This window comes from Nonomuraea sp. NPDC050153 (assembly GCF_044460125.1).
Classification (GTDB): Bacteria; Actinomycetota; Actinomycetes; order Streptosporangiales; family Streptosporangiaceae; genus Nonomuraea.
The window spans coordinates 79,129-101,796 of sequence record NZ_JBITJQ010000002.1 but is presented as its reverse complement, the minus strand read 5'-3'; the positions used below and the strand labels follow the sequence as shown (position 1 = coordinate 101,796).

Below are 22,668 nucleotides of genomic sequence, written 5' to 3'. Positions count from 1 at the left end.
ATGTTCATCGCATGACGGAATCGACCGAGTTCGACTTCTGCCCGTGGCTGTTCTGGGACCACGCGACCGAGGAGGACCGCCGCGCGCAGGAGAGCCACCTGGAGGAGCTGCGGGCCAGGTTCGACCTCAAGGCGGGCAAGGTGTTCGTGTCGCCGCTGGCGGCCGTGTACGCCGACCGCCTGAGCATGGGCGACCACAGCTACATCGCCGCCCACGCGTACGTCACCGACGACGTCGTCATGGGCGACGACTGCACCGTCAACCCGTACGCCGTGGTGCGGGGGAACATCGTGCTCGGGAACGCCGTGCGGATCGGCGCGCACACGTCCCTGCTCGGCTTCAACCACGGCACCGCGCCCGACCGCCCGGTCTTCCGCCAGGCGATCACGTCGAAGGGCATCAGGATCGGCGACGACGTGTGGATCGGCTCGAACGTGGTCGTGCTCGACGGGGTGACGATCGGCGACCACGCCGTCGTCGGCGCGGGCGCGGTCGTCACCAAGGACGTGCCCGCCTGGGCCATGGTCGCGGGCAACCCGGCCCGCCGCCTCCGCGACCGCCGCGCCACCGGCTCGGGCGACGACCTGGAACGGCTGCTCGCCGGGTTCGCCGCCCGCGCCAGGGAGCAGGCGGCGGACGTGCTCGGGCGCTGCTGGACGGGGGAGCGGTACGTGGACCGCCCGGACGCGCAGCCGACCGTACGCGCCTGGTGCGACGCGGTGGAGATCGCCGACCTCCTCCTGGACGGCCCGCCCCCGACCCCGGCGCGGGAGGAGATCGTCGCGTTCCTGCGCGACCGCCAGGACCCGGCCACGGGCCTGGTCCCGGAGCTCGACGCCTCCGGGACACCGGAGCTCGACGGGGTCACCGCCTATCACGTGCTCTGCGTCGGCTACGCCCTCGACCTCCTCGGCACCCCGTTCCGGCACCCGGTCCACGCCGTCGCGAACGTCAACTCGCAGCAGTTGATCGCCGCGCTCGACGCCCTCGACTGGGAGCGCAACGCCTGGACGGCGGGCTCGTGGGTGGACGCGTTCGGCACCGGCCTCCATCGCAACCTCGCCGACTTCGGCGTGCGCGGCGAGACGGAGACCCTGTTCGGATGGCTGCTGACCCGCTGCGGTCAGGCCCACGGGATGTGGGGCGAACCGGACCCGGACGCGGGCTGGCTGCAGGTGGTCAACGGGTTCTACCGGCTCACGCGCGGGACGTTCGCGCAGTTCGGGGTGCCGGTGCCGTACCCCGAGCGGGCCGTCGACACCGTGCTCGCCCAGGCCCGCGACCCGCGCTACTTCGGCCCGGACACCGGCAACGCCTGCAACGTGCTCGACGTCATCCACCCGCTGTGGCTGCTGGGCAGGCAGACCCGGCACCGCCGCGAGGAGGGTGAGGCGTGGGCGAGGGAGCACCTCGCACGGGCGGTCGCCGGCTGGCACGACGGCGCGGGCTTCAGCTTCGCCCTGACCCGGGGGAGCGGCGCGGCGCGCACGCCGGGGCTGCAGGGCACGGAGATGTGGCTGGCCATCATCTGGCTGCTCGCCGACTACCTCGGCATCTCCGACGCGCTCGGCTACCGCCCCCGGGGCATCCACCGCCCGGAGCCGGCGACGCGCCTGCCCGGCCCCGGCCGCTGACTGGTCCCGTCGAGCGGCCTTCCCGGCTGCTGACCGGCGTTGCCGAGGAGCCGGCGCGGTTCGAGCGCGGCGGCCATCGCCCGGTGGCCCGCCGCGCTCGGGTGCAGGTGGTCGCCGCAGTCGTAGCGGGGCAGCAGGCGGTACGGGTCGGCGGGGTCGCGCAGCGCCGCGTCGAAGTCGGCCAGCCCGTCGAACACGCCGCCGTCCCGTACGAACGCGTTCACCGCCTCCCTCGCCCGCTCGCCCTCGGCCGTGTGGTACGCCGCGCCCGCGAAGGGCGGGAGCGTGCCGCCGATCACGCGTACCCCGGCGGCGTGCGCCCGCTCGGCGATGCGCCGGTAAGCGGCGACGAGCGGCTCCGCCCGCGCGCCCGCCCCGAGGTCGTTGATCCCGGCCAGCAGGATCACCGCGCCGACGCCCGGCTTGGTCAGCACCTCGGCGGCCAGCCGCTCCTCGGCGTGGCCTCCCGTCCCGGCGGCCAGCACCCGGCCGCCGGACACGCCCTCGTTCACCACGGCGAGCGGCCACGACTCCAGCAGGGCCCGGTCGGCGAGGAGGTCCGGCCAGCCGTGGCCGGTCTCCGATCCGACGCCCGTCGTGATCGAGTCCCCGAGCGCCGCCACGGCCGACACCGGCTCGGGTGCGGTGACGATCAGCGCGTCCAGCCAGTGCCAGATCGCCACCCCTTCGACGTACGCGGCCCCGTCCTCGTCGGCGGCGTGGTCGCCGGGGAGCGACCGGTAGGCCGCGTCGCCCGGCGGGGCCGTGGCCCGGTTGCGCCCGGTCAGGATGCCGCCGTCGCCCCGAAGGCAGAGGCTGACGGCGAGGCGCTGCCGGGCCGCCACGTGTCCGGGCAGCGGGTCGCCGAGCGCGGTCGCGCCCGGGGCCAGCGTCACCTCCGCCCGCCCGCCGAACGTCACCGCCCGGTTCGAGCCGGGCACCAGCGCCGCCCCGGAGCGCGGGACGCCCACGCGGACGCGCCCGAACGTCACCGGCCGGTCCCCGTGCGCGTTGGTCAGCCGCACCCGCAACCCGGTCCCGCCCACGCTGGTCCGCACGACGTTGCGCACGGTGAGGTCCCGCAGCCCGCCCCCGGCCCGCTCGGCGGCGGCCGCCCACGTGGTCACCGGACGGCCTTCGATCATCGCTCCCACGCCGCGGTGAACGCGTACCGGCCGGACGCCACCCGGCACACCAGCGCCCCGCCGACCGCCTCACCGGAGACGGGCGTGCCGGACTCCCGGACCGATGCCGGGTCGGACGTCGGCACGTGCACGGTGGCCAGCGCGCCCGGCGGGACGCGGACGTCCAGCCGGAGCGTCCCTCCGTCCACCTCCCACCGGCAGGCCAGCCGTCCCAGCGGCGTCTCGTACGAGGCCGAGGCCCACCGGAGCCGTCCTCCGGGCAGCGGCCGGACGATCGGGCGGCGGAACCCCACCGACTCCTCCTCCTGCCCGATCCCCGCGACCCCGCTGTACAGCCACGCGCCCACGGACCCCAGCGCGTAGTGGTTGAAGGAGTTCATGGCGACGGGCCCGAAGCCGTTTTCCTCCGTCCACCCGTCCCACCGCTCCCAGATCGTGGTGGCCCCGCGCTTGATCGAGTACCCCCACGACGGGTAGCGGTCGTCGTGCAGCAGGGAGTAGGCCAGGTCGTGGTGGCCGTGCGCGGACAGGACGGGGCCGAGCAGCCCCACCCCGGCGAAGCCGGTGGTCAGGCGTCGCCCGCGTTCTTCGAGGTCGGCCACCAGGTGCCCGACGGCCGCGGGGACGAGGGGCGCGGGGACGAGGCCGTGGGCGAGGGCCAGCAGGTAGCCCGTCTGCGTGTCGCCCGTGACGCGGCCGTCCGCCGCCACGAACGCTCGGACGAAGGCCTCCCCGATCCTCGAACGCAGCTCGGCGTAATGGGCGCGGGCGGCGGCGTCGCCCACCACGGCGGCGGCCTTCGAGGTGAGCTCCGCGCTCAGCGCGAAGTACGCGGTGGCCATCACCTCGCGCGAGGTCCGCACGCCCGCCTGCAGCCAGTCGCCGTAGTGGCTGCCGACCCGGTTGCGCCAGATCAGGTCGGGGTTGTGGCGTTCGACGTGGTCCACCCAGCGCCGCATGCTGGGCAGGCTGTCGCGCAGCACCCGCTCGTCCCCGTACACCCGGTACAGGTGCCACGGCACGACGGTGGCGGCGTCGCCCCAGCCGGGGGTGCCGTGCCGCTCGGTCATGACGTGCGGCACCACGTCCGGCACCGCGCCCTCGGCGGTCTGCGCGCACCGCAGGTCCGCCAGCCAGCCGGTGAAGAACGCGGCCACGTCGGCGTTGTAGCAGGCGGTGGGCAGGAAGACCTGCGCGTCGGCGGTCCATCCGAGGCGTTCGTCGCGCTGCGGGCAGTCGGTCGGCACGGAGACGAAGTTGCCGCGCTGGCTCCACCGGATGTTGCTCATCAGCCGCCGCACCAGGTCGTCCGAGCACGAGAACTCGCCCGCCACCGGCGTGTCGGAGTGCAGCACCCGCCCCAGGACCTCGACGTCCGCATGCCCGCTGACCTCGACGTAGCGGAAGCCGTGCACGGTGAAGCGCGGCTCGAACGTCTCCACCGCCGCCCCGGCGGCCACGTAATGGTCGGTCGCCTCGGCCGAGCGCAGGTTGGCGGTGTAGAGGCCGCCGTCGTCGTCCAGCGCTTCGCCGTGGCGCACCGTGACCCGGGCGCCCTCGGGGGCGCCGCGCAGCACCAGGCGGACCCGGCCGGCGATGTTCTGGCCCAGGTCGACGATCGTACGGCCGTCGTCCGGGCGGCGGACGTCCACCGGCACGAGGTCCTGGGTGACGCGGACCGGCTCGGCGACGGACGGGACGAGGACGTCGTGCGCGGTGTCCACGACTCCCGCGGGCGCCCAGGAGGTGTCGTCGAAGCCGGGCAGATCCCAGCCGGGCTGTTCGAGGCGCGCGTCGTACCACTCGCCCATGAGCAGGTCGGCGTAGCGCAGCGGCCCGGTGCTCTCCCGCCACCGCCCGTCGGTGCCGGCGACCGTACGGGAGCCGTTCCCGTGCTCGGCCACGATCTGGACCAGCAGCTGCGGGCGCCGGCCGTACCGCTGCGCTTGCTGCCGCGCGTCCCAGCCGAGGCTGCCCGACCACCAGCCGTCCGCGAGGATCGCCCCCACGCAGACGGGCCCGTCGCCGGCCAGGTCCGTGACGTCGTACACCTGGTACGGCACCCGGTGCCGGTAGTCGGTCCAGCCCGGCGTCAGCTCGCCGTCGCCGACGCGCTGGCCGTTGACGCGCAGCTCGTACAGGCCGCGGGCGCTGCACGCGATCCGCACGGCGGTCGCCGGGGGCAGGTCGAGCACGCGCCGGAAGTAGCGGGGCGCGGGCAGGTACGCGGTGCGGGCCGAACGCGGCTCGCGATCGTCGGTGGGCGGCTCGAACGGCGGCTCGGTCTCGGGATCGTGGCCGATCCACGCCGCCACCCACTCGTCCTGGTGCAGCACCCCGGTCTCGAACCACGACTCCGCCGCCTCGCTGGGCCCCGTCTCGATCCGCGTCTCGACCCGCCATGTGTAGCGCGTGAACGACGCCAGCGGCGCGCCTCCGTAGTCGGCGCTGACGTCCTGGCTCTCGACCCAGCCGCTGTCCCAGACCAGGGCGCCGCGCGCGTGGACCCGGATCCGGTACGCCTCCTGCGCGTCGCCGCGCCGGTCCGAGGCCAGCCGCCAGCTCAGCCTGGGCACCGGCGCGCCGATGCCGAGCGGGGTGCCGCGGTGCTCGCAGCGCAGGTCGTACGGCCGCAGCGCCCCGCCGGCGGGCACCTCGGGAAGGGATCGGCTCACCATGCCCACTCCTTCGCCGGCCGGGCCAGCGGGTAGTCGCGCCGGGGCGCGGTCGGGTGGACCTTGCGCCCGCTGTACATCGGCCGGGCGCTCCCCTCCGGGCTGATGCCGATCACGTCGTCGCCCCGCCAACGCACGCGGTACTCCCGCCCCGCCGCCACCTCGGTGGTCGCCGTCTCCGGCACGGGGAACGTGACCGTGACGCGTTCTCCTCGACGTGGCGCGGGGATCGACAGGTAGCCGTCCGGCGCCCACGCCCCGGCCTGGGTGCCGTCGAAGCCCCCGCTCTCGCGGGCGACGCGGACCTTGGCGTACCCGGCCCAGTCGGGCACCCGCATCCGCAGCTCGGGCAGGTCCTCATGGACGTCCAGGTCGACGCGGCCCTCGTGGGGGAGGTGGCTGAGCACGGTGACCTGCCGGGTGGCCCGGGTGAGGAGCAGGTTGACCCGGACGGCCCGGGGGTCGGCGGTGACGATCGAGTTCCAGCCCCAGAACAGGCCGCGCAGCCCCGAGCCGACGCAGCACGCCTGCACGTCGGCCGTGTGCCCGCGGCCCAGCTCCACGTCGCAGACGAAGTCGTTGGGCGCGCCGTAGCCGGCGAAGGCGCCGCGCACCCGCTCGCCCACGCGCACGTGCGTCACCCAGCCCGGCTCGTCCCCCGACGCGTCGGGCGCGGACTCCACCCAGCTCAGGTCCAGGAGCTGCGACTCCACGAGGTGGTTGCGCAGGAACCGCTCCACCACGCCCCAGTACGCGGTGTGGCCCGACCCGGCCAGCGTGGTGCCGGTGCCGATCAGGTCCACCAGGGAGCAGCTCTCGTGCTCGTACCGCTGGTCGGCCAGGTCGCCGGGCGTCCAGCCGAACGCGGTCGCCTGGCCGAGGGCCCAGTCGTAGGCGCGGCGGACGTACGCGGTCAGCCCGTGGTCGCCGACGAGGCGGGCGTAGCGGGCGAGCCCTTCGAGCGTGCCGAGCCGGGTGTGGAAGTGGGCGCTGCGGTACGCGCGGGCGGGGTTGAAGCTCCCGTCGTCCCCAAAGACTCCGCTCTTGTGCACGATCAGGCGGGCGAACCAGCCGCACAGCTCCAGCGCGTCCTCGTTGCCCGTCGCCTGGTGGTAGCGCAGCAGCGGCATGATGAGCCGGCCGCTGAACGAGGCCGGGTCGGGGGCGAGGTGCAGCGCGACGGCGTTCGGCGAGGGCCAGCCGTCGGGGGTGTACTCGGAAGCGGGGTAGAACCACACGTCCCGCTCCTTGATCGCGATCCGCTTGAGCGCGGCCACGTGGCGGTCGGCCAGCCTTCTGGCCTCGGGGTCGCCGTCGGAGACGTACCAGGTGGTGAGCGACAGGAGGACCGCCCGCTGGTCGATGAGGTTGGCGTTCGGGGGCCAGCCCACCTCGGGGCGCGCCAGGCGGTAGCTCAGCCCGTCGTCGCCGAAGAAGCCGATCAGCCGCCGCCTGAACCCCTCCTCGACCTCCCGCCAGGTGTCCTTGCCGGTCATGTGCCGGGCGAGCACGCAGGCGTCCAGGAGCCGTCCGTGGCTGGAGCCGTAGTCCCAGTCGCCGTGCCGCAGGGCCGCCGGGCGGGCCAGGAGGTCGGCGCTGAAGTACGGGATGCCGTCCATGTCCTGGTCGGGCAGTCCGGCCACCGCGTTCATCGCCAGCTCGGCCCGTTCTTCGAGCAGCACCGTGTCGGGGATCTCGGGCATGGGCGTCCCTTCGCATAGATATTCAAGCATGCATAGACGTCCCATTCAGCGTGCGTCGTCCCTTCCGTCCCGTCAAGGCACGCCTCCACACTTCAGCCGAGGGGCATAAATATTCGACTCTTGTTGGGTATGTAACCCTGAGGCAGGATGAAGGGCATGAGCGATGATCGGATGTATTCGGCCGTACAGCCCGGTCCCGACGCGGCGGTGACCCTGCGTCCCGTGGCGGGCGGGCGGGTCGAGGGCGGGTTCTGGGGCGCGCGGCAGCGGGTCAACCGCGAGGTCACGATCCCGCTGGGCGGCCGGCGGGTACGCGAGTCCGGCGCGTTCGACAACCTCAGGACGGCGGGCCCGCATCGCGGCAAGGTGTTCGCCGACTCCGACGTCTACAAGTGGCTGGAGGCCCTCGCCTGGGAGCGCGGCAGGGCCGACGGGGACGACCTCGCGGGGCCGTACAAGGAGGCGTCCGAGCTGGTCGCGGCCGCCCAGTCCGCCGACGGCTACCTGCACACCCATACCCAGCTCACCGGCGCCGAGCGCTACTCCGACCTGGCCTCCAGCCACGAGCTGTACTGCGCGGGCCACCTCATGCAGGCGGCCGTGGCAGGCAGCCGGGCCGTCGGCGACCGCACGCTGCTGGGCGTCGCCACCCGGTTCGCCGACCAACTGGTGGCGGCGCTGGCCCCGGACGCGCTCGACGGCCACCCCGAGGTCGAGATGGGCCTGGCCGAGCTGCACCGGGAGACCGGCACGCGCTCGTACCTGGACCTGGCCGCGCGCCTGGTGACCACCCGCGGCCACGCGCTCATCCCGCTCAAGGGGCACCACGGGCCCGGCTACCGGCAGGACCGGGTGCCGGTGCGGGAGGCCGCCACGGTCGAGGGGCACGCCGTGCGCGCCATGTACCTGGCCGCAGGGGCGGCCGACGTCGCCGTGGAGACCTCCGACCTTGAGCTGCTCGCCGCCCTGGAGCGGCAGTGGCACGACATGGTGGCGACCAAGACGTACCTGACCGGCGGGCTCGGCTCCAACTGGTACGGCGAGGCGTTCGGCGGCCACCACGAGCTGGCGCCCGACACCGCGTACTGCGAGACCTGCGCGGCCATCGGCAGCGTCCAGTGGGCGTGGCGGATGCTGCTGGCCACCGGCGCGCCCGGGTTCGCCGACCTGATCGAGCGCACGCTCCACAACGCCGTCCTGCCCGGCGTCTCGCTCGGCGGCGACCGCTTCTTCTACGTCAACGCGCTGCGCGTGCGCGCGGGCGCGGACCCCGACGACCTGCGCTCGCCCGCACGCGGCCGGCAGGACTGGTACGGCACCGCCTGCTGCCCGCCGAACGTGATGCGCCTGCTCTCCTCCCTCGACCACTACCTCGCCACCGGGGACGGCGACGGAGTCCAGCTCCACCTGTACGCGCCCGGCACCGTGCGGGCGGGCTCCGTGGTGCTGGAGGTCGCGACCGGCTACCCGTGGAGCGGCCGGATCGAGATCACCGTCAGGCAGACCCCCGACCGGCCGTGGACGCTCTCGGCCCGCATCCCCGCCTGGGCCGACGCCGCCGGCGTGGACGACCGGCCGGCCGAGCCCGGCACCTACCACCGTGTCCGCCGGACGTGGCGGCCCGGCGACCGGGTCGTGCTCGACCTCGGGATCCGGCCCCGGCTCACGGTGGCCGTGCCCCGGCTGGACGTGGCCCGCGGCCAGGTGGCCGTCGAGCGCGGCCCGCTGGTCTACTGCCTGGAGCAGGCCGACCATCCCGGCGTCATCGTGGACGACCTGTGCGTGGCGGGCGCGGACCTGCGCGACGGGACCTCCGTCGCCGGCCTGCCCGCCGAGGTGGTGCCGGTCATCGCGCGCGGCCGGGCCCACGTGCACCGGGAGGAGGACGGCGGCTTCCCCTACCGCACCGCCGCCGCCCCCCGCGAACCGGAGCACGCGGGCCCGGTCGATCTCACGTTCGTGCCGTACTACGCGTGGGCCAACCGGGGGGCGGGCCCGATGACGGTCTGGGCGCCGATGCACGGCTGACACATGATCTCTGGGCCGTACCCCCGACGCTTGGAGGTGCCCACGCCGTGAGGACGCTGCCGGCCGCCACCGCGCTGTCCACCGGCCGGCTGGTCGCCGCCAGTCATACCTTCTTCACGACGATCGAGTCCGGGACCAGCTTCTCCAGGTCATCCACGTCCGAGGTGAAAATGGTGACCTGCCCCTTCTGCTGTCGTGCTACGACGGCGAGTACCGCGTCGATCGCGTACTTGTGACCGTGCAAGTTGGCATCAGCCAGGAGCCGGCGAGCCAGGCGAGCCTCGTCTTTCCCGATGCGGGCGACGTTGAGCCGGGAGAGCACCCAGTCCCAGCGTTGCTCGGTGATTCTGCCGTCGTGCGCTTCGACCGCCGTCATCGGAGCCGTCACCACCTCGGCCTGCCCCCGGGCCGCAAGGTCAAGCCAGGCGATCATCTCCCGGTCGCCACGCACGGCCAGGGACAAAGCTTGACAGTCGAGTGCGAAGATCCGCAGCGGCTGCTGTCCGCGCTCGCCGCCTCGTTTCCTCACGCGGCCTCTCCCGCTTTGCGCTTTCTGTCGGTGCGGCGGCGCTCGTGCTCGGCGTCGAGATCCTCCAGCTTCTCGATCGCCGCAGCGCGCTCGTCATCGGTGACCGGGCCGTACTCTTCCTCCAGCCAGTTCACCAGCTCCAGCAACCGGTCTCGGTCACGCTTGAAGCGCAGCGCCTCGGCAACATACGCCGACAGGCCCCGCTCTGCCGCCTCCGCGCGGATCTCGTCAAGGAGCTCCTCGGGGATCGTCACCGTTATCTTCTTAGAGGCCATACTTCGTACCATACTCCAGGTGTCAGACTCCTTACCAGCGCTTCAATGCGACTTCACCGTGTCCGCCGCCGTCGCCTCGGGTTCATCCCGCAGGTGCGCCGTCCACCGTGACGCCTATAACGGACAGGCCCTCGACGTGCTGTGCCACGTCGGCCCGGAGCACCCCGGTGAACGAGCTGTCCCTGATCGTGATCTCCCTTAGCGGCTGCTCGGGATACCCCCGCAGCAGGTACGCGCTGCGCGTCCGGTCGCTGCGCAGCCCCGCGACGTTGATGTTGCGGATGAGCGGCGCCTCGTCGCCGTTGTGACCGTCGCCGTGGTAGAGATCGATCGAGACCGCCTCCTTGGTCAGCCCGCTGATCTCGATGTCCTTGACGAAGACGTTCTCCACGAAGCCGCCCCGCACCGAGTTCGTCTTGATGTAGAGCCCGAAGTACAGGCCGGGGCCGCCCCAGCGGCAGCGGCGGACGAACACGTTGCGGATCCCGCCGGTCGTGTCCGTGCCGATCGCGACGGAGCCGTACCGGTGGCGCATGTCGCAGTCCTCGATCAGCACGTCCTCACACGGCACCCCGACCCGCCGCCCGTCGGGGCCGCGCCCCGCCTTGATCGCGATGCAGTCGTCGCCCACGTCGAACACGCACCCCGAGATCACCACCGAGCGGCACGACTCGGGGTCGCAGCCGTCGTTGTTGGGGCCGCGCGAGTGGATCGTCACGTTCCTGACCAGGACGTTGTCGCAGCGTACCGGGTGGATCTCCCACATGGGAGAGCGGACGATCCGGACGCCCTCGACCAGCACGTTGCGGCACAGGTACGGCTGGATCAGGTTGGGGCGCAGGTAGTGGCCCGCGCCGAACACGCGCTCCTCGACGGGCACGTTCTGCGCGGCCATCCGCTGCAGCGCGGCCCAGTCGCCGGCCTCGTGCGGCGTGCCCGGCAGCCAGCCGAACTCCGGCGTGCCCACCCACGGCCACCAGTGCTCCGGCCCCGCCCCGCCGTCGAGCGTCCCGGCGCCGGTGATCGCGATGTTCTCCTGGCCGTAGGCGTAGACGAAGGGGGAGTAGTTGTAGCACTCGATGGCCGAGAAGCGGGTGTAGACGGCCGGGAGGTAGTCGGCGGGGTCGGTGCTGAACAGGATCGTCGCGCCCGCCTCCACGTGCAGGTCCACGTTGCTGAGCAGGTGGATCGCGCCGGTCGGGTACGTGCCCGGAGGCACCCGCACGTGACCGCCGCCCGCCCGGTGGCACGCCTCGATGGCGGCGCGGAACGCCTCCGTTCCCGAGCCGAACTCGGTGACGTCGAACCAGCGGTCGGGGAACTCCGGCGGACGCACCCGGTCCCGTAGCTCGTCCGCGTACCGCCACGCCTCTTCCTCGTTCATGGAACCTTCCTCATGCGCAGCGCGTGGTAGAGGGGCAGGGCGATCACCCAGGACGGGTTCCACGTGTTCGCCTCCCCCTTGCGCTGCCAGTTGGTCTGGAAGAACCCCTCGCCCTGCTCGCCGGGCGTCTCGAAGCCCCAGTCGCCGGGCTCGCGGCAGACGCCCTGGCCCATGGCGTGCAGGATCGTCTCGGCCCTGGCCGCGTACCGGGGCCGGCCGGTCAGCAGGCCGAACTCCATCAGCTCGGAGGTCGGGAAGAACACGTCGAGGTGATGGTTCTGCACGCTGACCGACGGCCAGCCGCAGGTCTTGAACCCGCGCCGCTCGAACGTGCTCCCCGCGTCGAACTCCGGTGACCAGACGTAGACGAACGTCAGCAGCCAGTCCGCCGCCGCCTCCGCCCACTGCGCGTAGAGGTCGCGGCCGGTGAGCCGGTACAGCTCGAAGGCGGCCAGGAAGTAGTACATCCCGGCCTCCTTGTCCTCGCCGGAGGCGTCCAGCGTGGCGTGCGCGAACGGCCGCTCGAACGTGGCCGCGTGCAGCCGGTGGTAGCGGCCCAGCACCTCTTCGGCGCGCCGCAGCCACACCCGCTCGCCGCTCAGCCGGTACGCGCCCAGCATGGCCTGGACGCAGGCGATGCCCGCCGCGCTGACCATGCCCGAGAACGGCCGCCCGTCCGGCGTCCAGCCGATCGGGACGATGCCCTCCTGGAGCCTGGTGCGCCAGAAGAAGGCGGCGGCGTCCTCCACCGCCTCCTCCCACGCGGGCGGGACCGGCAGCCCCGCCTCCTTGAAGTGGCGCGCGATCCCGGCCAGGTCGGCGATCGTCTCGCCGTGCGCGCGGCTGGAGACGAAGTCCGCGCCGTCCTTGCGGAAGGTCTCCCATCTGCCGTCGTCGAGCAGGTACCGGCCGTGCCGCAGCCCTGGGGTCCGCGTCCGGCTGCCCTCGACGTAGAAGTCCGCCGCGCGGCGGGTCCGCTCCGGCCGGCCCAGCAGGGCGTCGCACAACGCCAGCTTGAGGCACTGGCCGGTCCAGCCGTACATGTACGAGCGGGGGCGTCCGTGGCGGGTGCCCTCGTAGGCGAGGTAGCCGTCGCCGGTCCAGCGGGCGTCCATGGCGTGGGCCTTGAGCCGGACGATGTCCTCGCGGCCGAGCGGGCGGGCGCCCTCGGTCTCCTGGTGGAGCCGGGTGTGGACGAGCTTCCTGAAGCCGTGGCCGCGCGGCGCGACCGGGCCCCAGTCGAGGGTGTGCCTGGTGCTGATCGCCTCGCCCGGGGCCAGGGTCCGGTAACCGATCGGGTGGTCGGCGACCTCCGCCTTGCTGACGTAGCAGACGTCCGGCCTTCCGTCGAACATGATCACGCCGGTCATGGCCGCCACCGTCAGGCCCGGCTGCCGCACGACGCCCAGGGAGTCGTAGGCGACCTTGCCGTCCGCGTCGCGGCGGGGTGCCGGGTGGGCGAACAGGCTGACGTACCGGTCGTCCCAGGCGGCGTTCACGGCGGGGATGGGCAGGCGGTCCTGCTCGCACACGAAACCGCCGCCCGGCTCGACGCGGGGGACCTTGCGGCGGGGGTCGGAGGAGGGGTTGCCGTTGTAGAGGACGCCGGGCATGGTGAGGTTGGCGTCGGAGGTGGGGAGGGGGAGCAGGAGGCCCGCCGCCACGTCGGTCACCTCGTGCGCGGAGTCGTTGTGCCAGGTGGCGGTGAGGGTGAGCAGGCCGCCGGGGGTGAAGGCCAGCTCCAGACGCGCGCCGAGCGGCCCGGTCCGCGCCGTGACGACGACCTCACCTCCCGCTCCGTGCACCCCGATCGAGCCGGCCTGGGCGGGGTTGATGTGCCAGGGGCGGCCGGTGGAGGCGGTGAGCAGGCCGCGCAGGGGCGCCCGCAGGTGCGGGGCGCCGGCGTCGCGGTGACGCAGCCGCACCTCGGGGCCGCCCTCCCCGGCCACCACCTCGACGACCTTCCCGCCCGGCTCGGTGAGGGCGGCGACGACGCCCCCGGCGGGCGCCCGCCCGGGTGGCGCCGGGGCGGGCGCGCCGTTCGAGGGCGCCGTCATGGGCGCCGCCTGAGGCGGACGGCCTGGGCTCCGGTGGCCGGCAGCGGGACCGTCAGCGTCTCGCCCTCCTGGACCCCCAGCGAGCCGACCGTCATCTCCCACGTGTCGATCACCTCGACGTCGTACCGCCCGCGCGGCACCTCGTACTCGCGCACCGGGAACCGGTGCTCCCCGCAGTACTCCAGGTAGAACTCGCCGGGCACCTCCAGCATCGGCGCGTCCCGGTCCCGGTACCGCGCCGCCTCGGGCGTCTCCGCGATCACCTCGCGCAGCAGCCCCAGCCGCGCCACGGCCGCGCCCACCAGCGTGCCGCCGGACTCCGACCAGGTCAGCCCCTCGTCGTCGAGGTACGACTCCCCGTGCGTGACGTACCGGCGCCGCACCGACCCGTCCCACGCCTGGGCGACGACCTCCTCGGGGGTCAGGCTGTGCCACGGATCGTCCGAGTCCCCCTCGTACCCGCACATGTCCATGAGCACCGGCTTGTGATGGTCGCGCGTCCGCACCCAGGCGTCGCGCGGGCTGCGCGCGGCCACGCTCCCGTGCGTGAACGCGCGCCGCCACAGCAGCGGCGACCCCGCTTCGGCGGTGATCGACAGCGGGTGCTGCCCGGGGTCCTCCTCGGCCACCAGGTCGGCGAGCCGTACCCAGTCGTGTTCGGAGATGCCGGGGAAGAGCGTGGGGTCGGCGGCCAGCGACCACCACACGTTCGCGTGCGCGGCCAGCCGGGGCACCACCTCCGCCACCAGGCGGGCGGCCGCGTCCACGTCCCCGGCGCCGTCGGAGGGATGCAGCAGGACCAGCTCGGCCGTCACGCCGATCGCGCCCAGCTCCGCCACCCGCTCCTCCAGCGAGTCGAGCGTGCACCGGGTCGCGAACGCCGCCATCCGCACCCGGTCGAACGGCGACGACTCCAGCGTGGCCAGCGTCCGCGCCCGCCGCTTCTCGCCGTGCAGGTGCCAGCCGAGCGCGGTGGTCGCCAGCGAAACCATGATCACACCCTCGTCATTCGCAGCGCCAGGTACGGCCGGCGGGGCAGCCCGACGCGCACCCGGTCCCGGTGCACCCCGTCCACCGGGGTGATCGTCATGTTCCAGGTGTCGATCAGCTCCACCTCGTAGTCCCCTTCCGGGAGTTCGACGGTTACGGAGGAGGGCCGGCGGCGGCCGAGGTAGCGGAGCAGGACACCGTCGCGGCGGGTCTCCATGACCTCGCGCAGGAACCCGATCCTGGCCGGGCTCTCCCCGCGCAGCGTGCCGCCGTTGCCGACCCACGGGCGGCCGGGCCCGCCGGTCACGACCTCGCCGTGCCCGACGTACCCGCCGCGCGCCATGCCCTCCCAGAAGCGGTCCACCAGCTCGGGCCCGCTGATGTTGCCCCAGCGTTTGCCGGCGTCCCCCTCGTAGGAGATCTCGTCGATCACCACTGGCTTGGGGCACGCACGCAGCCACTCGCCGGTCAGCGTGGCGTCCCAGTGCTGCACGCTCTGGTGCGTCACCCACGGCTTGGTGAAGTCGTACATGGACGCGACCTCGTACATCCGCGTCCCGTTGTGGATCGACCGCAGATGCTCGTACGGGTCCAGCCGCACGATCGCCCGCAGCACGTCGTCCCAGTCGGCGACGGTCTTGGCGTGGTTGAAGTCGTACTCGTTGGCGGCCGACCACCACACGTTCCGGTAGGCCGCCAGGCGGGCGATGACGTACCGCACGTACGCGTGATCGGCCTCGCGCCCCATGTCCTCCACCCCGCGCAGACCCTCGTCGTACGGGTGGAAGAGGATCACGTCGGCCTCGACCCCGAGGTCCCGCAGGTCCCGGATCCGGGCCTCCAGGTGCCGGAAGAACACCGGGTTGAAGCGCGTCTTGTCCAGCCCGCCGGGATCGTCCCCGGCGAAGGGCACCTCGGGCGGCGACATCCGCCCGGTCGGCAGCACGCACATGCGCAGCTTGTTGAACGGCGAGGCCGCCAGCGTCCGCAGCGTCTCGCGCTCGCGGTCCTCGTCCATGTCGTGCGTCCAGTGGTAGCAGGTCGTCCCGAACGGCAGGTACGGCGTGCCGTCGGCGTACGCGAAGCCCGTCCCCGCGGCCCGCACGGGGCCGTGGTTGCCGGCGGAAGCGGGCGTCACCTCGAAGCCGCCCGCGTGCCCGTCCAGCTCGCTCACGTTGCTGACGGTGTCGAACCGCCACGGACCCACCGCGTCCGGCATGAACCGGACGCGGTAGACACCGTCGCCGTCGTAGAAGCCCTCGGCCTCGACGACGCGGTTGCGGTAGCGGTACCGGGCCGACAGGCGGACCTCCGCGAAGGGGTTGCCGCCTGCCGGTCCGGCCAGCTCGATCTCGTGGACGCCCCAGCGTTCCACGGTGTCCGGAAAGGTCACCAGTCCTTCCCAGCGGCGGCCTGCGCCTTGATGTAGGCGGGGATGTCCTGCTGCTCGGAGGCGGTCAGCGACTGGTCGGGCGTCATGCCGTCGCGCAGCACGTGCTGGCGGAAGACCGAGTACAGCGGCAGGTCCCAGAACTCGGTGTTCCGGTAGTTCGACACCGTGGCGTTCTCGCCCCAGTACACGGCCGAAGTGTCGATGCCGGCCAGTTCGGGGACGCTCTTGCCGAAGTTCGACACGACGTTGTCGGTCTGCAGGACGGCCTTGATGCCCTGCCTGGACAGCTCGGTCTGGGCCTCCTCCGAGACCAGCCACTTGACGATCTGCAGCGCCTGCTCCTTCTTGGCCGAGGACGGCGGGATGAACGCGGCCCGGGTGTTCGGCTGGTAGATCGCCTTGGAGCCCTGCTTGAGCACCGGGATCGAGGTGACCCCGATGTCGACGTTCTTGGCCTGCTCCTTGAACGACTCCTCGTCCCCGTCCTCGATGAACAGCTCGCTGCCGGCGTACATGTTCAGCCGCGAGAGCGTCTCGACCGCCATGGCCAGGTGCCCCGGCCGGCTCATGTCGCCCTTGAGGAAGTCGGTGACGGTGGTGAAGTCGTTGCGCGGGATCTCCAGGAATCGGTACAGGTTCTCCACGTACTGCTTCCAGCCGTTACCGGTGATGCTGACCTTGACCTCTTCGGGCTTCGGCTCCTCGCTCGTGGTGGGCTGGAACGGGTAGAGGCCGAGCTGGTTGAACTCCAGGTACTGGTCGGGGTGCTGCATGTAGCCCTTGTAGTGGTCCAGGCCGTCGTCCCTGGTCAGCTTCTTGGCCAGCTTGTACGCCTCGTCGTACGTCGTGCCGGGCTTGGGGTACCGCACCCCGAACTTGTCGAAGATCTTCTTGTTGTAGAGCAGCACGTGCTCGTCGATGAACAGCGGCACGCCGTAGACCCCGCCGTCGGAGCGCGACCTGACCAGCTCCACGCTGGCCTTGTTGAGCTTGCCCAGGTCGATGCCGGCCTTCTGGAGGTCGGCGGTGAGGTCGCCGACCCAGCCCATCGGCTCCAGGTCGCGGTCGATGCGGGACTTCGGGTCCTCGATGATGATGTCGGGGGTGACCCCGGCGCTCTTGAGGTTCTCGTAACGCACGGGAAGGTCCCACGTCGCGTACTTGATCTTGACGCCGGGGAACGCCGCCCGCAGCCTGTTCCCGATGATCTCGTCGAAGACCCTGGTCCCCTGCCTGTTCCCGTCGACGCTCGACTCGAACGGCTTGTAGTTGGCGGCGAAGATGAACAGCTCGTCGTCGCAGACGCTGAACGGCTGGTTGTACTTGTTCGGCACGTCCTTGCAGACTGCGGCCGAAGCGTTGGCGGGAGCGGAGACGACGGTCAGAGCGAGGGCGAGCAGCGCGAGCCCGCGGGCCTTGTTGTTCATCGGGTCTCCCCCTTGGAAGGCGTGTAGCTGCACTGGCGCACGACGTTCCGCCGGACGCCGTTCCTGAATTCGGTGATCGTGTGCTCGGGCCAGTTCGACAGCAGGCCCACGGCGTCGCGGAGGTAGGACTCGTTGAAGACGACGTGCCGGATGTTGTTGCGGTTGTAGGAATAGACCATGTGGATGAAGCCGTCGTTGCTCTGCGTCATCACCGGATAGGTGAACTGCGGCCCCGACTGCGCCTCCACGTCGACGGAGTTCTCCCAGGTCCGGCCCTTGTCGGGAGACAGTGACACCCGCATGGGGGAGCGGTGCTCGACCCAGGGGTTGTAGGCCAGCACCAGCTTGCCGTTGTCCAGCTTGAGCGCGGCGATGCGCGAGTTCGGGTTGCCGATGGGCTCGGCCACGGGCGCGCTCCACGTGCGGGCGAAGTCCCTGGACTCGCTCTTGTAGATCGCGCCGTCACCGGTGCGCATGTAGGCGACCAGGCGGCCCGGCTCGACCTCCACGACCGTCGGCTGGATCGAGCTCTTCGCCGTCTTGATCCAGCTCGTGTGCTCCTCCGGATACGCCTTCCACGAGCTCATGTCCTGGCTGAAGACGTAGAAGCCGGAGCTGGACTCCGCCTCGTCGTAGATCGGCACCAGCACCTCCCCGTTCGACATGCGGATCGGGTTGGTGCCGACCATCCAGCCCCACTCCCTGCGGATGTAGGCCGGGTCGCTCCAGGTGTGGCCGCCGTCGTCCGAGGTGATCAGCCGGATCGGCGCCTGCTCCCAGCCGTGCCCCTCGATCGTCACGAAGAACAGGTAGAGGCGCTTGCCGTCCGACCACAGCACGGGATTGCCGTCGGCCTTGCCCGCCTCGTCGAACACCACCTCGGGCTTGGACCAGGTCTTCTTGCCCACCGCCAGGCGCGACAGGTAGAGCGCCTGGTTGGGAGCGCCCTCCGAGGTGCCGCCGTAGTAGACGGTCAGGATGTCGCCCGTCGGGGCCTGCGCGATCGCCGCCGCGTGCACCTTGGGCACGTTCGGGTCGGGGGCGGCCACGTCCTGGCGGCAGGCGTACGAGCCGGTCGGCTCCACGCGTACCACTCCGCCGCCGTCATCGGTGAGGTACGACGGGACGGCCACGGCCGCCGCCAGCGCGCCGTACAAAATGCTCTGCCTGAACTTCATGGCTGGCCAATCTCCAGATATTTGATGGTTTTCCGCAGGTAGGAAAAGGCGACGTGGAGGCGTCCGCCGCCGCCGTCAATGACGCTCGGGTAGGAGTAGCCGAGCTCGTTCTGCCAGTACTCGGGGTCGGCGTCCTGCAGCACCCGCCGGTGCGGCCAGCGGGCGCCGCCGTCCTCGGACGTCGCGAGGACGAGCGGCGTGCGCAGTGCCTTCCTGCGCCGCTCCCCGTTCTTGGTCACCCATCTGAACTGGTCGCGCTCCAGGCTCGCGTCGTTGTAGACGAGCGCGAACCGGCCATCCACCCTCGTGAGCTGGACGGAGGAGTCGTTGTTCGGCAGGTCGGTCCGCTCGGGAGCCGACCACGTGCGGCCGTCGGCGGAGGCCGAGGCGTGGATGCGCCCCGCCCTCCGGTCCCTGAACAGCGCGAGCAGCCGGCCGTCCGGCCGTCGCGCGATCGTCATCTGCACCAGGTCGCGGCTGCCGGGGACCTGGTGCTCGGCCCACGTGCGCCCGCCGTCCGCGCTGACCTCGACGACGCTGCGGTCGCCGGAGGCCCCGCAGTGGTAGGCGGGCAGCAGCCAGGTGCCGTCGTCCAGGATCAGCGGCGGGTGCCGCACGAAGATCCCGGGCTCGGCGAGGAGCAGCCGGGGCTCGCTCCACGTGCGCCCGGCGTCCGCCGAGGTCCTGGCCACGACGTGCGCGGTCTTCTGGTCGTACGGCTCGCTGGAGGTGTGCAGCAGCCAGACCAGCCCGTCCGCCTCGAACAGCACCGGGTTCTGCTCGCTGCGCCCCGGGTCGGCGGCGACCACCTGGGGAGGTTCCCATCGGCCGCCGGTCAGCCGCGACAGCACGACGTCCGTGCCGGGGTGGCCTTCCTCGGGGCCGCTGAACCAGGCGCACAGCAGGTCGCCGCCCCGGGTGCGCAGCAGGTTGGCCGCGTGGTTGTCCGGGCCGTGCGGCGCGGGCAGCAGTGCCTCGCGCACGCCGGGAAGGCCCGCCGCCGGGCGGACGACGCCGTCGAAACGCGGATCACTCATGCCTTTACCTCCCGTACGTCCGGGTCCGGCACGCCGCGCAGCTCCAGCTCCTCGGCCAGGTGGCAGGCCACCCGGCGGCCCCCGACCTCGCGCAGCGGCGGCGGCTCCGTGCGGCAGGTGTCCCTGGCGTACACGCAGCGCGGATGGAACGGGCAGCCCGGCGGCACGTGCGCCGGGTCGGCGATGTCGCCCAGCAGCTTGATCCGCTCCCGGTGCCGCTTGGCCGCCGGGTCCGGGTCGGGCACCGCCGACAGCAGTGCCTCGGTGTAGGGGTGCAGCGGCCTCGTGTACAGCTCCTCGGTGGGGCCCTGCTCGACGACCTTGCCGAGATACATGACCGCGACGACGTCCGAGACGTGCTCGACGATGCCCAGGTCGTGGCTGACGAACAGGTAGGCCAGGCCCGAGTCCTCCTGCAGGTCCATCAGCAGGTTCAGGATCTGGGCGCGGACCGACACGTCCAGCGCGCTCACGGCCTCGTCGGCCACCACCAGCCGGGGCGACAGGGCCAGCGCCCGCGCGATCCCGACCCGCTGCCGCTCGCCGCCGCTGAAGGCGTGCGGGTAGCGGTTGGCGTACTCGGGGCGCAGGCCCACCCGGTCGAGCAGCTCGCCGACGCGCTCGTCGATCTCCTCCTTCGCGCCGTACCTGTGGGCCCGCATCGGCTCGCCGATGATCTCGCGCAGGGTCTTGCGCGGGTTCAGCGAGGAGTGCGGGTCCTGGAAGATCATCCGTACCTGCGCCCGGTACGGCTTGAGCTCCTTCTCCTTCAGCCCCGCCACGTCGATGACCGAGCCGTCCGGCCGCCGGTAGAGCATGCGCCCGCCGGTCGGGTCGTGGGCCCGCACGATGCACCGGCCGAGCGTGGTCTTGCCGCAGCCGGACTCGCCGACCAGGCCGAGCGTGCTGCCCGGCTCGATGGCCAGGTCTACCCCGTCCACCGCCTTCACCGCGCCCACCTGGCGGCCCAGCAGCCCGCTGCGGATCGGGAAGTGCTTGGTCAGCCCCTCGATGCTGAGCAGGGGTTCCGTGCTCACGCTTCCTCCTCGTAGAGCAGGCAGGAGACCTCGCGGCCGGTCATGGGGACCAGGCGCGGCGGCACGGCGTCGCACTTCCCGGCCATGACGGAGTCGCAGCGCGGGTGGAACGTGCAGCCGTCCGGCCGCGCGTACGGCGGAGGCACCATGCCCTTGATCGCCGTCAGCCGGGCCCGCGAGGCCCGCCCGAGCCGGGGCATCGAGCGCAGCAGCGCCCGCGTGTACGGATGCCGGGGCTCGGCCAGCACCTGCTCGGCCGCCCCGTACTCCACGACCCGGCCCAGGTACATGACCGCCATGCTGTCGGCCACCTGCGCGGCCACCCCCAGGTCGTGCGTGATCAGCATGATCGCCATGCCGAACTCCGCCTGCAGGTCCCGCAGCAGCTCCAGGATCTGCGCCTGGGTGGTGACGTCCAGCGCGGTCGTCGGCTCGTCGGCGATGAGCAGGCCCGGCCGGCACGACAGCGCCATCGCGATCATCGCCCGCTGCCGCATCCCGCCGCTCAGCTCGAACGGGTACGCGTCCACCCGCCGCTGCGGCATGGGGATGCCGACCCGGTCGAGCATCTCGATCGCGCGCTGCCGGGCGGCGGCCTTGCCGACGTTCTCGTGCAGGCGGACCGCCTCGACGATCTGGCTGCCGATCGTGTGCACCAGGCTCAGCGAGGCCATCGGCTCCTGGAACACCATCGCGATGTCCCGCCACCTGATCTGCCGCAGCAGCTTGAGGTCGGCGCCGACCAGTTCGACGGGTCCGCCGTCGCGGTGCAGCGTGATCCGCCCGCCCTCGATGTGGCCCGGTGGGTCCACCAGGCGCAGGATCGAGCGGGCCATGACGCTCTTCCCGCAGCCGGACTCGCCGACGATGGCCAGCGTCTCGCCCTTGCGCACCCGCAGGTCCACGCCGTCCACCGCGCACACCACGCCGTCGTCGAGCAGGAAGTGGGTACGCAGGTCCTCGATCTCAAGCAGCACGTCGTCTACCGCCACGCCGAGCCCCCCTGTTGCTGTGCCGATGGTCGCGCTCACCGTCGCCCTCCGCGGTTACGCCAGAAGGGCTTCCTTCTCCGGGCTCGGCTCGCCGCTCCGTACGGATCGGCGGCGTCCCTTAGCCCGTCACCGAAGAAGTTCATGGCCACCACGACCACCACCACCGCGACGCCGGGCGCGAGCAGCCAGGGCGCGTTCGCGACCACGCGGACGTTCTGGGCGCCCTCCAGCAGCACGCCCCAGCTCACCGCCGGCGCCTGCAGGCCGAGCCCGAGGAAGCTCAGGCTCGTCTCGCCGAGGATCATGCTCGGGATGGCCAGCGACAGCGACGCGATGATGTGGCTGGCGAACGACGGGATCATGTGCCGGAAGATGATCGACAGCCGCCCCACGCCGTCCAGCCGGGCGGCCATGACGAAGTCCTCCTCGCGCAGCGACAGGAAGCGCCCGCGCACGTCCCGCGCCAGCCCGGTCCACCCGATCAGCGACAGGATCACCGTGATGGCGAAATACCTGGTCAGCGGCCCCCAGTCGGTGGGGAGCGCGGCCGAGAGCGCCATCCAGAGCGGCAGTGTCGGGATCGCGATGAGGAACTCGATGACCCGCTGGACGACGTTGTCCACGCCGCCCCCGAAATATCCGGATATGCCGCCTATGAGCATGCCGAGTAAGAAGCTGGCCGCCACCCCCACCAGCCCGATCGACAGCGACACCCGGGCCCCGTGGATGAGCCTGGACAGCAGGTCGCGCCCGTTCTGGTCGGAGCCCAGCAGGAAGGCCGGCTCGCCCTTGGTGACCGGGCCGATCAGGTGGAGGTCCGACGGGATCAGGCCCAGCAGTTCGTACTCGTCGCCGTGCACGAACAGCCCGACGTCGATCCGCCGGCCGGGGTCCTCGGTGTAGCGCTGCTCGTACGTCTTGGGGTCGCGCTCGGTGCGGTAGCCGTGCACGTACAGGCCGAGATCGCCCGAGAAGCGCAGCACCTGCGGCGGCGCGTACGTCATCGAGGTGTTCGCGGTCGAGCTGGACATCGGCGCGAAGAACTCCGCGAAGATCGCCGCGAAATACACCGGGACCAGGATGGCCATGCCGGCCAGCGCGAGCCGGTGCCTGCGGAACTGCCGCCACATCAGCCGCCACTGCGGCAGCGTTCCCACTTCCTTGGTGGGTTGCCTGAGGAACAT

General features: G+C 72.3%; 17 protein-coding genes. 2 read left to right on the top strand and 15 right to left on the bottom strand.

From position 1 onward, the window contains the following. Nucleotides 1-11 precede the first annotated feature (11 nt). The gene (locus ACIBQ1_RS04800; RefSeq protein WP_397274641.1) at nucleotides 12-1,634 is read left to right on the top strand and encodes an acyltransferase; all 1,623 of its coding nucleotides are present in this window, start codon (nucleotides 12-14) and stop codon (nucleotides 1,632-1,634) included. Here the strand turns inward: ACIBQ1_RS04800 and ACIBQ1_RS04795 are convergent. The 3 genes from ACIBQ1_RS04795 to ACIBQ1_RS04785 are packed head-to-tail and all read right to left on the bottom strand — an operon-like array spanning nucleotide 1,571 to nucleotide 7,157. After that, the gene (locus tag ACIBQ1_RS04795; protein WP_397274640.1) at nucleotides 1,571-2,779 is read right to left on the bottom strand and encodes a GDSL-type esterase/lipase family protein; all 1,209 of its coding nucleotides are present in this window, start codon (nucleotides 2,777-2,779) and stop codon (nucleotides 1,571-1,573) included. The genes ACIBQ1_RS04800 and ACIBQ1_RS04795 overlap by 64 nt on opposite strands. After that, the gene (locus tag ACIBQ1_RS04790; RefSeq protein WP_397274639.1) at nucleotides 2,776-5,457 is read right to left on the bottom strand and encodes a family 78 glycoside hydrolase catalytic domain; all 2,682 of its coding nucleotides are present in this window, start codon (nucleotides 5,455-5,457) and stop codon (nucleotides 2,776-2,778) included. Before ACIBQ1_RS04790 ends, ACIBQ1_RS04795 begins: the two co-directional genes overlap by 4 nt. Next, nucleotides 5,451-7,157 (bottom strand): hypothetical protein, encoded by a 1,707-nt coding sequence (locus ACIBQ1_RS04785; RefSeq protein WP_397274638.1) that lies wholly within the window; start codon nucleotides 7,155-7,157, stop codon nucleotides 5,451-5,453. The genes ACIBQ1_RS04790 and ACIBQ1_RS04785 overlap by 7 nt, the downstream gene beginning before the upstream one ends. A gap of 156 nt (nucleotides 7,158-7,313) precedes the next feature. On the opposite strand from ACIBQ1_RS04785, the gene ACIBQ1_RS04780 reads away from it, so the two are divergent. Then, nucleotides 7,314-9,185, top strand: coding sequence for a glycoside hydrolase family 127 protein (locus tag ACIBQ1_RS04780; RefSeq protein WP_397274637.1), 1,872 nt, complete (start codon nucleotides 7,314-7,316; stop codon nucleotides 9,183-9,185). Between the two features lie 103 nt (nucleotides 9,186-9,288). Here ACIBQ1_RS04780 and ACIBQ1_RS04775 read toward each other — a convergent pair whose 3' ends face one another. From ACIBQ1_RS04775 to ACIBQ1_RS04720, 12 genes are all read right to left on the bottom strand, one after another. Further along, nucleotides 9,289-9,648, bottom strand: a complete 360-nt coding sequence (locus ACIBQ1_RS04775) for a hypothetical protein (protein ID WP_397274636.1) — start codon at nucleotides 9,646-9,648, stop codon at nucleotides 9,289-9,291. 62 nt (nucleotides 9,649-9,710) lie between these two features. After that, nucleotides 9,711-9,989 (bottom strand): CopG family transcriptional regulator, encoded by a 279-nt coding sequence (locus ACIBQ1_RS04770; protein ID WP_397274635.1) that lies wholly within the window; start codon nucleotides 9,987-9,989, stop codon nucleotides 9,711-9,713. A gap of 82 nt (nucleotides 9,990-10,071) precedes the next feature. Further along, complete coding sequence (locus tag ACIBQ1_RS04765; RefSeq protein ID WP_397274634.1) at nucleotides 10,072-11,373, bottom strand: glycoside hydrolase family 28 protein; 1,302 nt, start codon at nucleotides 11,371-11,373, stop codon at nucleotides 10,072-10,074. Then, nucleotides 11,370-13,430 carry a hypothetical protein gene (locus ACIBQ1_RS04760; RefSeq protein WP_397274633.1) on the bottom strand — a complete coding sequence of 687 codons (2,061 nt, stop codon included), beginning with the start codon at nucleotides 13,428-13,430 and terminating at the stop codon, nucleotides 11,370-11,372. The genes ACIBQ1_RS04765 and ACIBQ1_RS04760 overlap by 4 nt, the downstream gene beginning before the upstream one ends. Continuing rightward, a complete protein-coding gene (locus ACIBQ1_RS04755) occupies nucleotides 13,427-14,422 on the bottom strand; it encodes a DUF5605 domain-containing protein (protein WP_397274632.1) in 996 nt (331 codons plus the stop codon). Before ACIBQ1_RS04755 ends, ACIBQ1_RS04760 begins: the two co-directional genes overlap by 4 nt. Before the next feature lie 2 nt (nucleotides 14,423-14,424). Then, complete coding sequence (locus tag ACIBQ1_RS04750) at nucleotides 14,425-15,813, bottom strand: DUF5060 domain-containing protein (RefSeq protein ID WP_397274631.1); 1,389 nt, start codon at nucleotides 15,811-15,813, stop codon at nucleotides 14,425-14,427. Further along, nucleotides 15,810-17,240: an ABC transporter substrate-binding protein gene (locus ACIBQ1_RS04745; RefSeq protein ID WP_397274630.1), complete on the bottom strand. Its 1,431-nt coding sequence runs from the start codon at nucleotides 17,238-17,240 to the stop codon at nucleotides 15,810-15,812. The genes ACIBQ1_RS04750 and ACIBQ1_RS04745 overlap by 4 nt, the downstream gene beginning before the upstream one ends. Next, nucleotides 17,237-18,418, bottom strand: coding sequence for an exo-alpha-sialidase (locus tag ACIBQ1_RS04740; RefSeq protein ID WP_397274629.1), 1,182 nt, complete (start codon nucleotides 18,416-18,418; stop codon nucleotides 17,237-17,239). Before ACIBQ1_RS04740 ends, ACIBQ1_RS04745 begins: the two co-directional genes overlap by 4 nt. Further along, nucleotides 18,415-19,455: an exo-alpha-sialidase gene (locus tag ACIBQ1_RS04735; RefSeq protein ID WP_397274628.1), complete on the bottom strand. Its 1,041-nt coding sequence runs from the start codon at nucleotides 19,453-19,455 to the stop codon at nucleotides 18,415-18,417. Before ACIBQ1_RS04735 ends, ACIBQ1_RS04740 begins: the two co-directional genes overlap by 4 nt. Continuing rightward, entirely contained in the window at nucleotides 19,452-20,492 is a 1,041-nt protein-coding gene (locus ACIBQ1_RS04730) for an ABC transporter ATP-binding protein (protein ID WP_397274627.1), read from the bottom strand. The genes ACIBQ1_RS04735 and ACIBQ1_RS04730 overlap by 4 nt, the downstream gene beginning before the upstream one ends. Continuing rightward, nucleotides 20,489-21,523 carry an ABC transporter ATP-binding protein gene (locus tag ACIBQ1_RS04725; protein WP_397274626.1) on the bottom strand — a complete coding sequence of 345 codons (1,035 nt, stop codon included), beginning with the start codon at nucleotides 21,521-21,523 and terminating at the stop codon, nucleotides 20,489-20,491. Before ACIBQ1_RS04725 ends, ACIBQ1_RS04730 begins: the two co-directional genes overlap by 4 nt. Further along, nucleotides 21,520-22,668: an ABC transporter permease gene (locus ACIBQ1_RS04720; RefSeq protein WP_397274625.1), complete on the bottom strand. Its 1,149-nt coding sequence runs from the start codon at nucleotides 22,666-22,668 to the stop codon at nucleotides 21,520-21,522. Before ACIBQ1_RS04720 ends, ACIBQ1_RS04725 begins: the two co-directional genes overlap by 4 nt.

Excerpts from the sequence above, each read along its gene's own strand:
- ACIBQ1_RS04765 (WP_397274634.1), bottom strand. The coding sequence starts at position 11,373 with ATGAACGAGGAAGAGGCGTGGCGGTACGCGGACGAGCTACGGGACCGG.
- ACIBQ1_RS04790 (WP_397274639.1), bottom strand. The coding sequence starts at position 5,457 with ATGGTGAGCCGATCCCTTCCCGAGGTGCCCGCCGGCGGGGCGCTGCGG.
- ACIBQ1_RS04720 (WP_397274625.1), bottom strand. The coding sequence starts at position 22,668 with ATGTTCCTCAGGCAACCCACCAAGGAAGTGGGAACGCTGCCGCAGTGG.
- ACIBQ1_RS04760 (WP_397274633.1), bottom strand. The coding sequence starts at position 13,430 with ATGACGGCGCCCTCGAACGGCGCGCCCGCCCCGGCGCCACCCGGGCGG.
- ACIBQ1_RS04740 (WP_397274629.1), bottom strand. The coding sequence starts at position 18,418 with ATGAAGTTCAGGCAGAGCATTTTGTACGGCGCGCTGGCGGCGGCCGTG.
- ACIBQ1_RS04770 (WP_397274635.1), bottom strand. The coding sequence starts at position 9,989 with ATGGCCTCTAAGAAGATAACGGTGACGATCCCCGAGGAGCTCCTTGAC.
- ACIBQ1_RS04755 (WP_397274632.1), bottom strand. The coding sequence starts at position 14,422 with ATGGTTTCGCTGGCGACCACCGCGCTCGGCTGGCACCTGCACGGCGAG.
- ACIBQ1_RS04785 (WP_397274638.1), bottom strand. The coding sequence starts at position 7,157 with ATGCCCGAGATCCCCGACACGGTGCTGCTCGAAGAACGGGCCGAGCTG.
- ACIBQ1_RS04745 (WP_397274630.1), bottom strand. The coding sequence starts at position 17,240 with ATGAACAACAAGGCCCGCGGGCTCGCGCTGCTCGCCCTCGCTCTGACC.
- ACIBQ1_RS04800 (WP_397274641.1), top strand. The coding sequence starts at position 12 with ATGACGGAATCGACCGAGTTCGACTTCTGCCCGTGGCTGTTCTGGGAC.
- ACIBQ1_RS04780 (WP_397274637.1), top strand. The coding sequence starts at position 7,314 with ATGAGCGATGATCGGATGTATTCGGCCGTACAGCCCGGTCCCGACGCG.
- ACIBQ1_RS04795 (WP_397274640.1), bottom strand. The coding sequence starts at position 2,779 with ATGATCGAAGGCCGTCCGGTGACCACGTGGGCGGCCGCCGCCGAGCGG.
- ACIBQ1_RS04735 (WP_397274628.1), bottom strand. The coding sequence starts at position 19,455 with ATGAGTGATCCGCGTTTCGACGGCGTCGTCCGCCCGGCGGCGGGCCTT.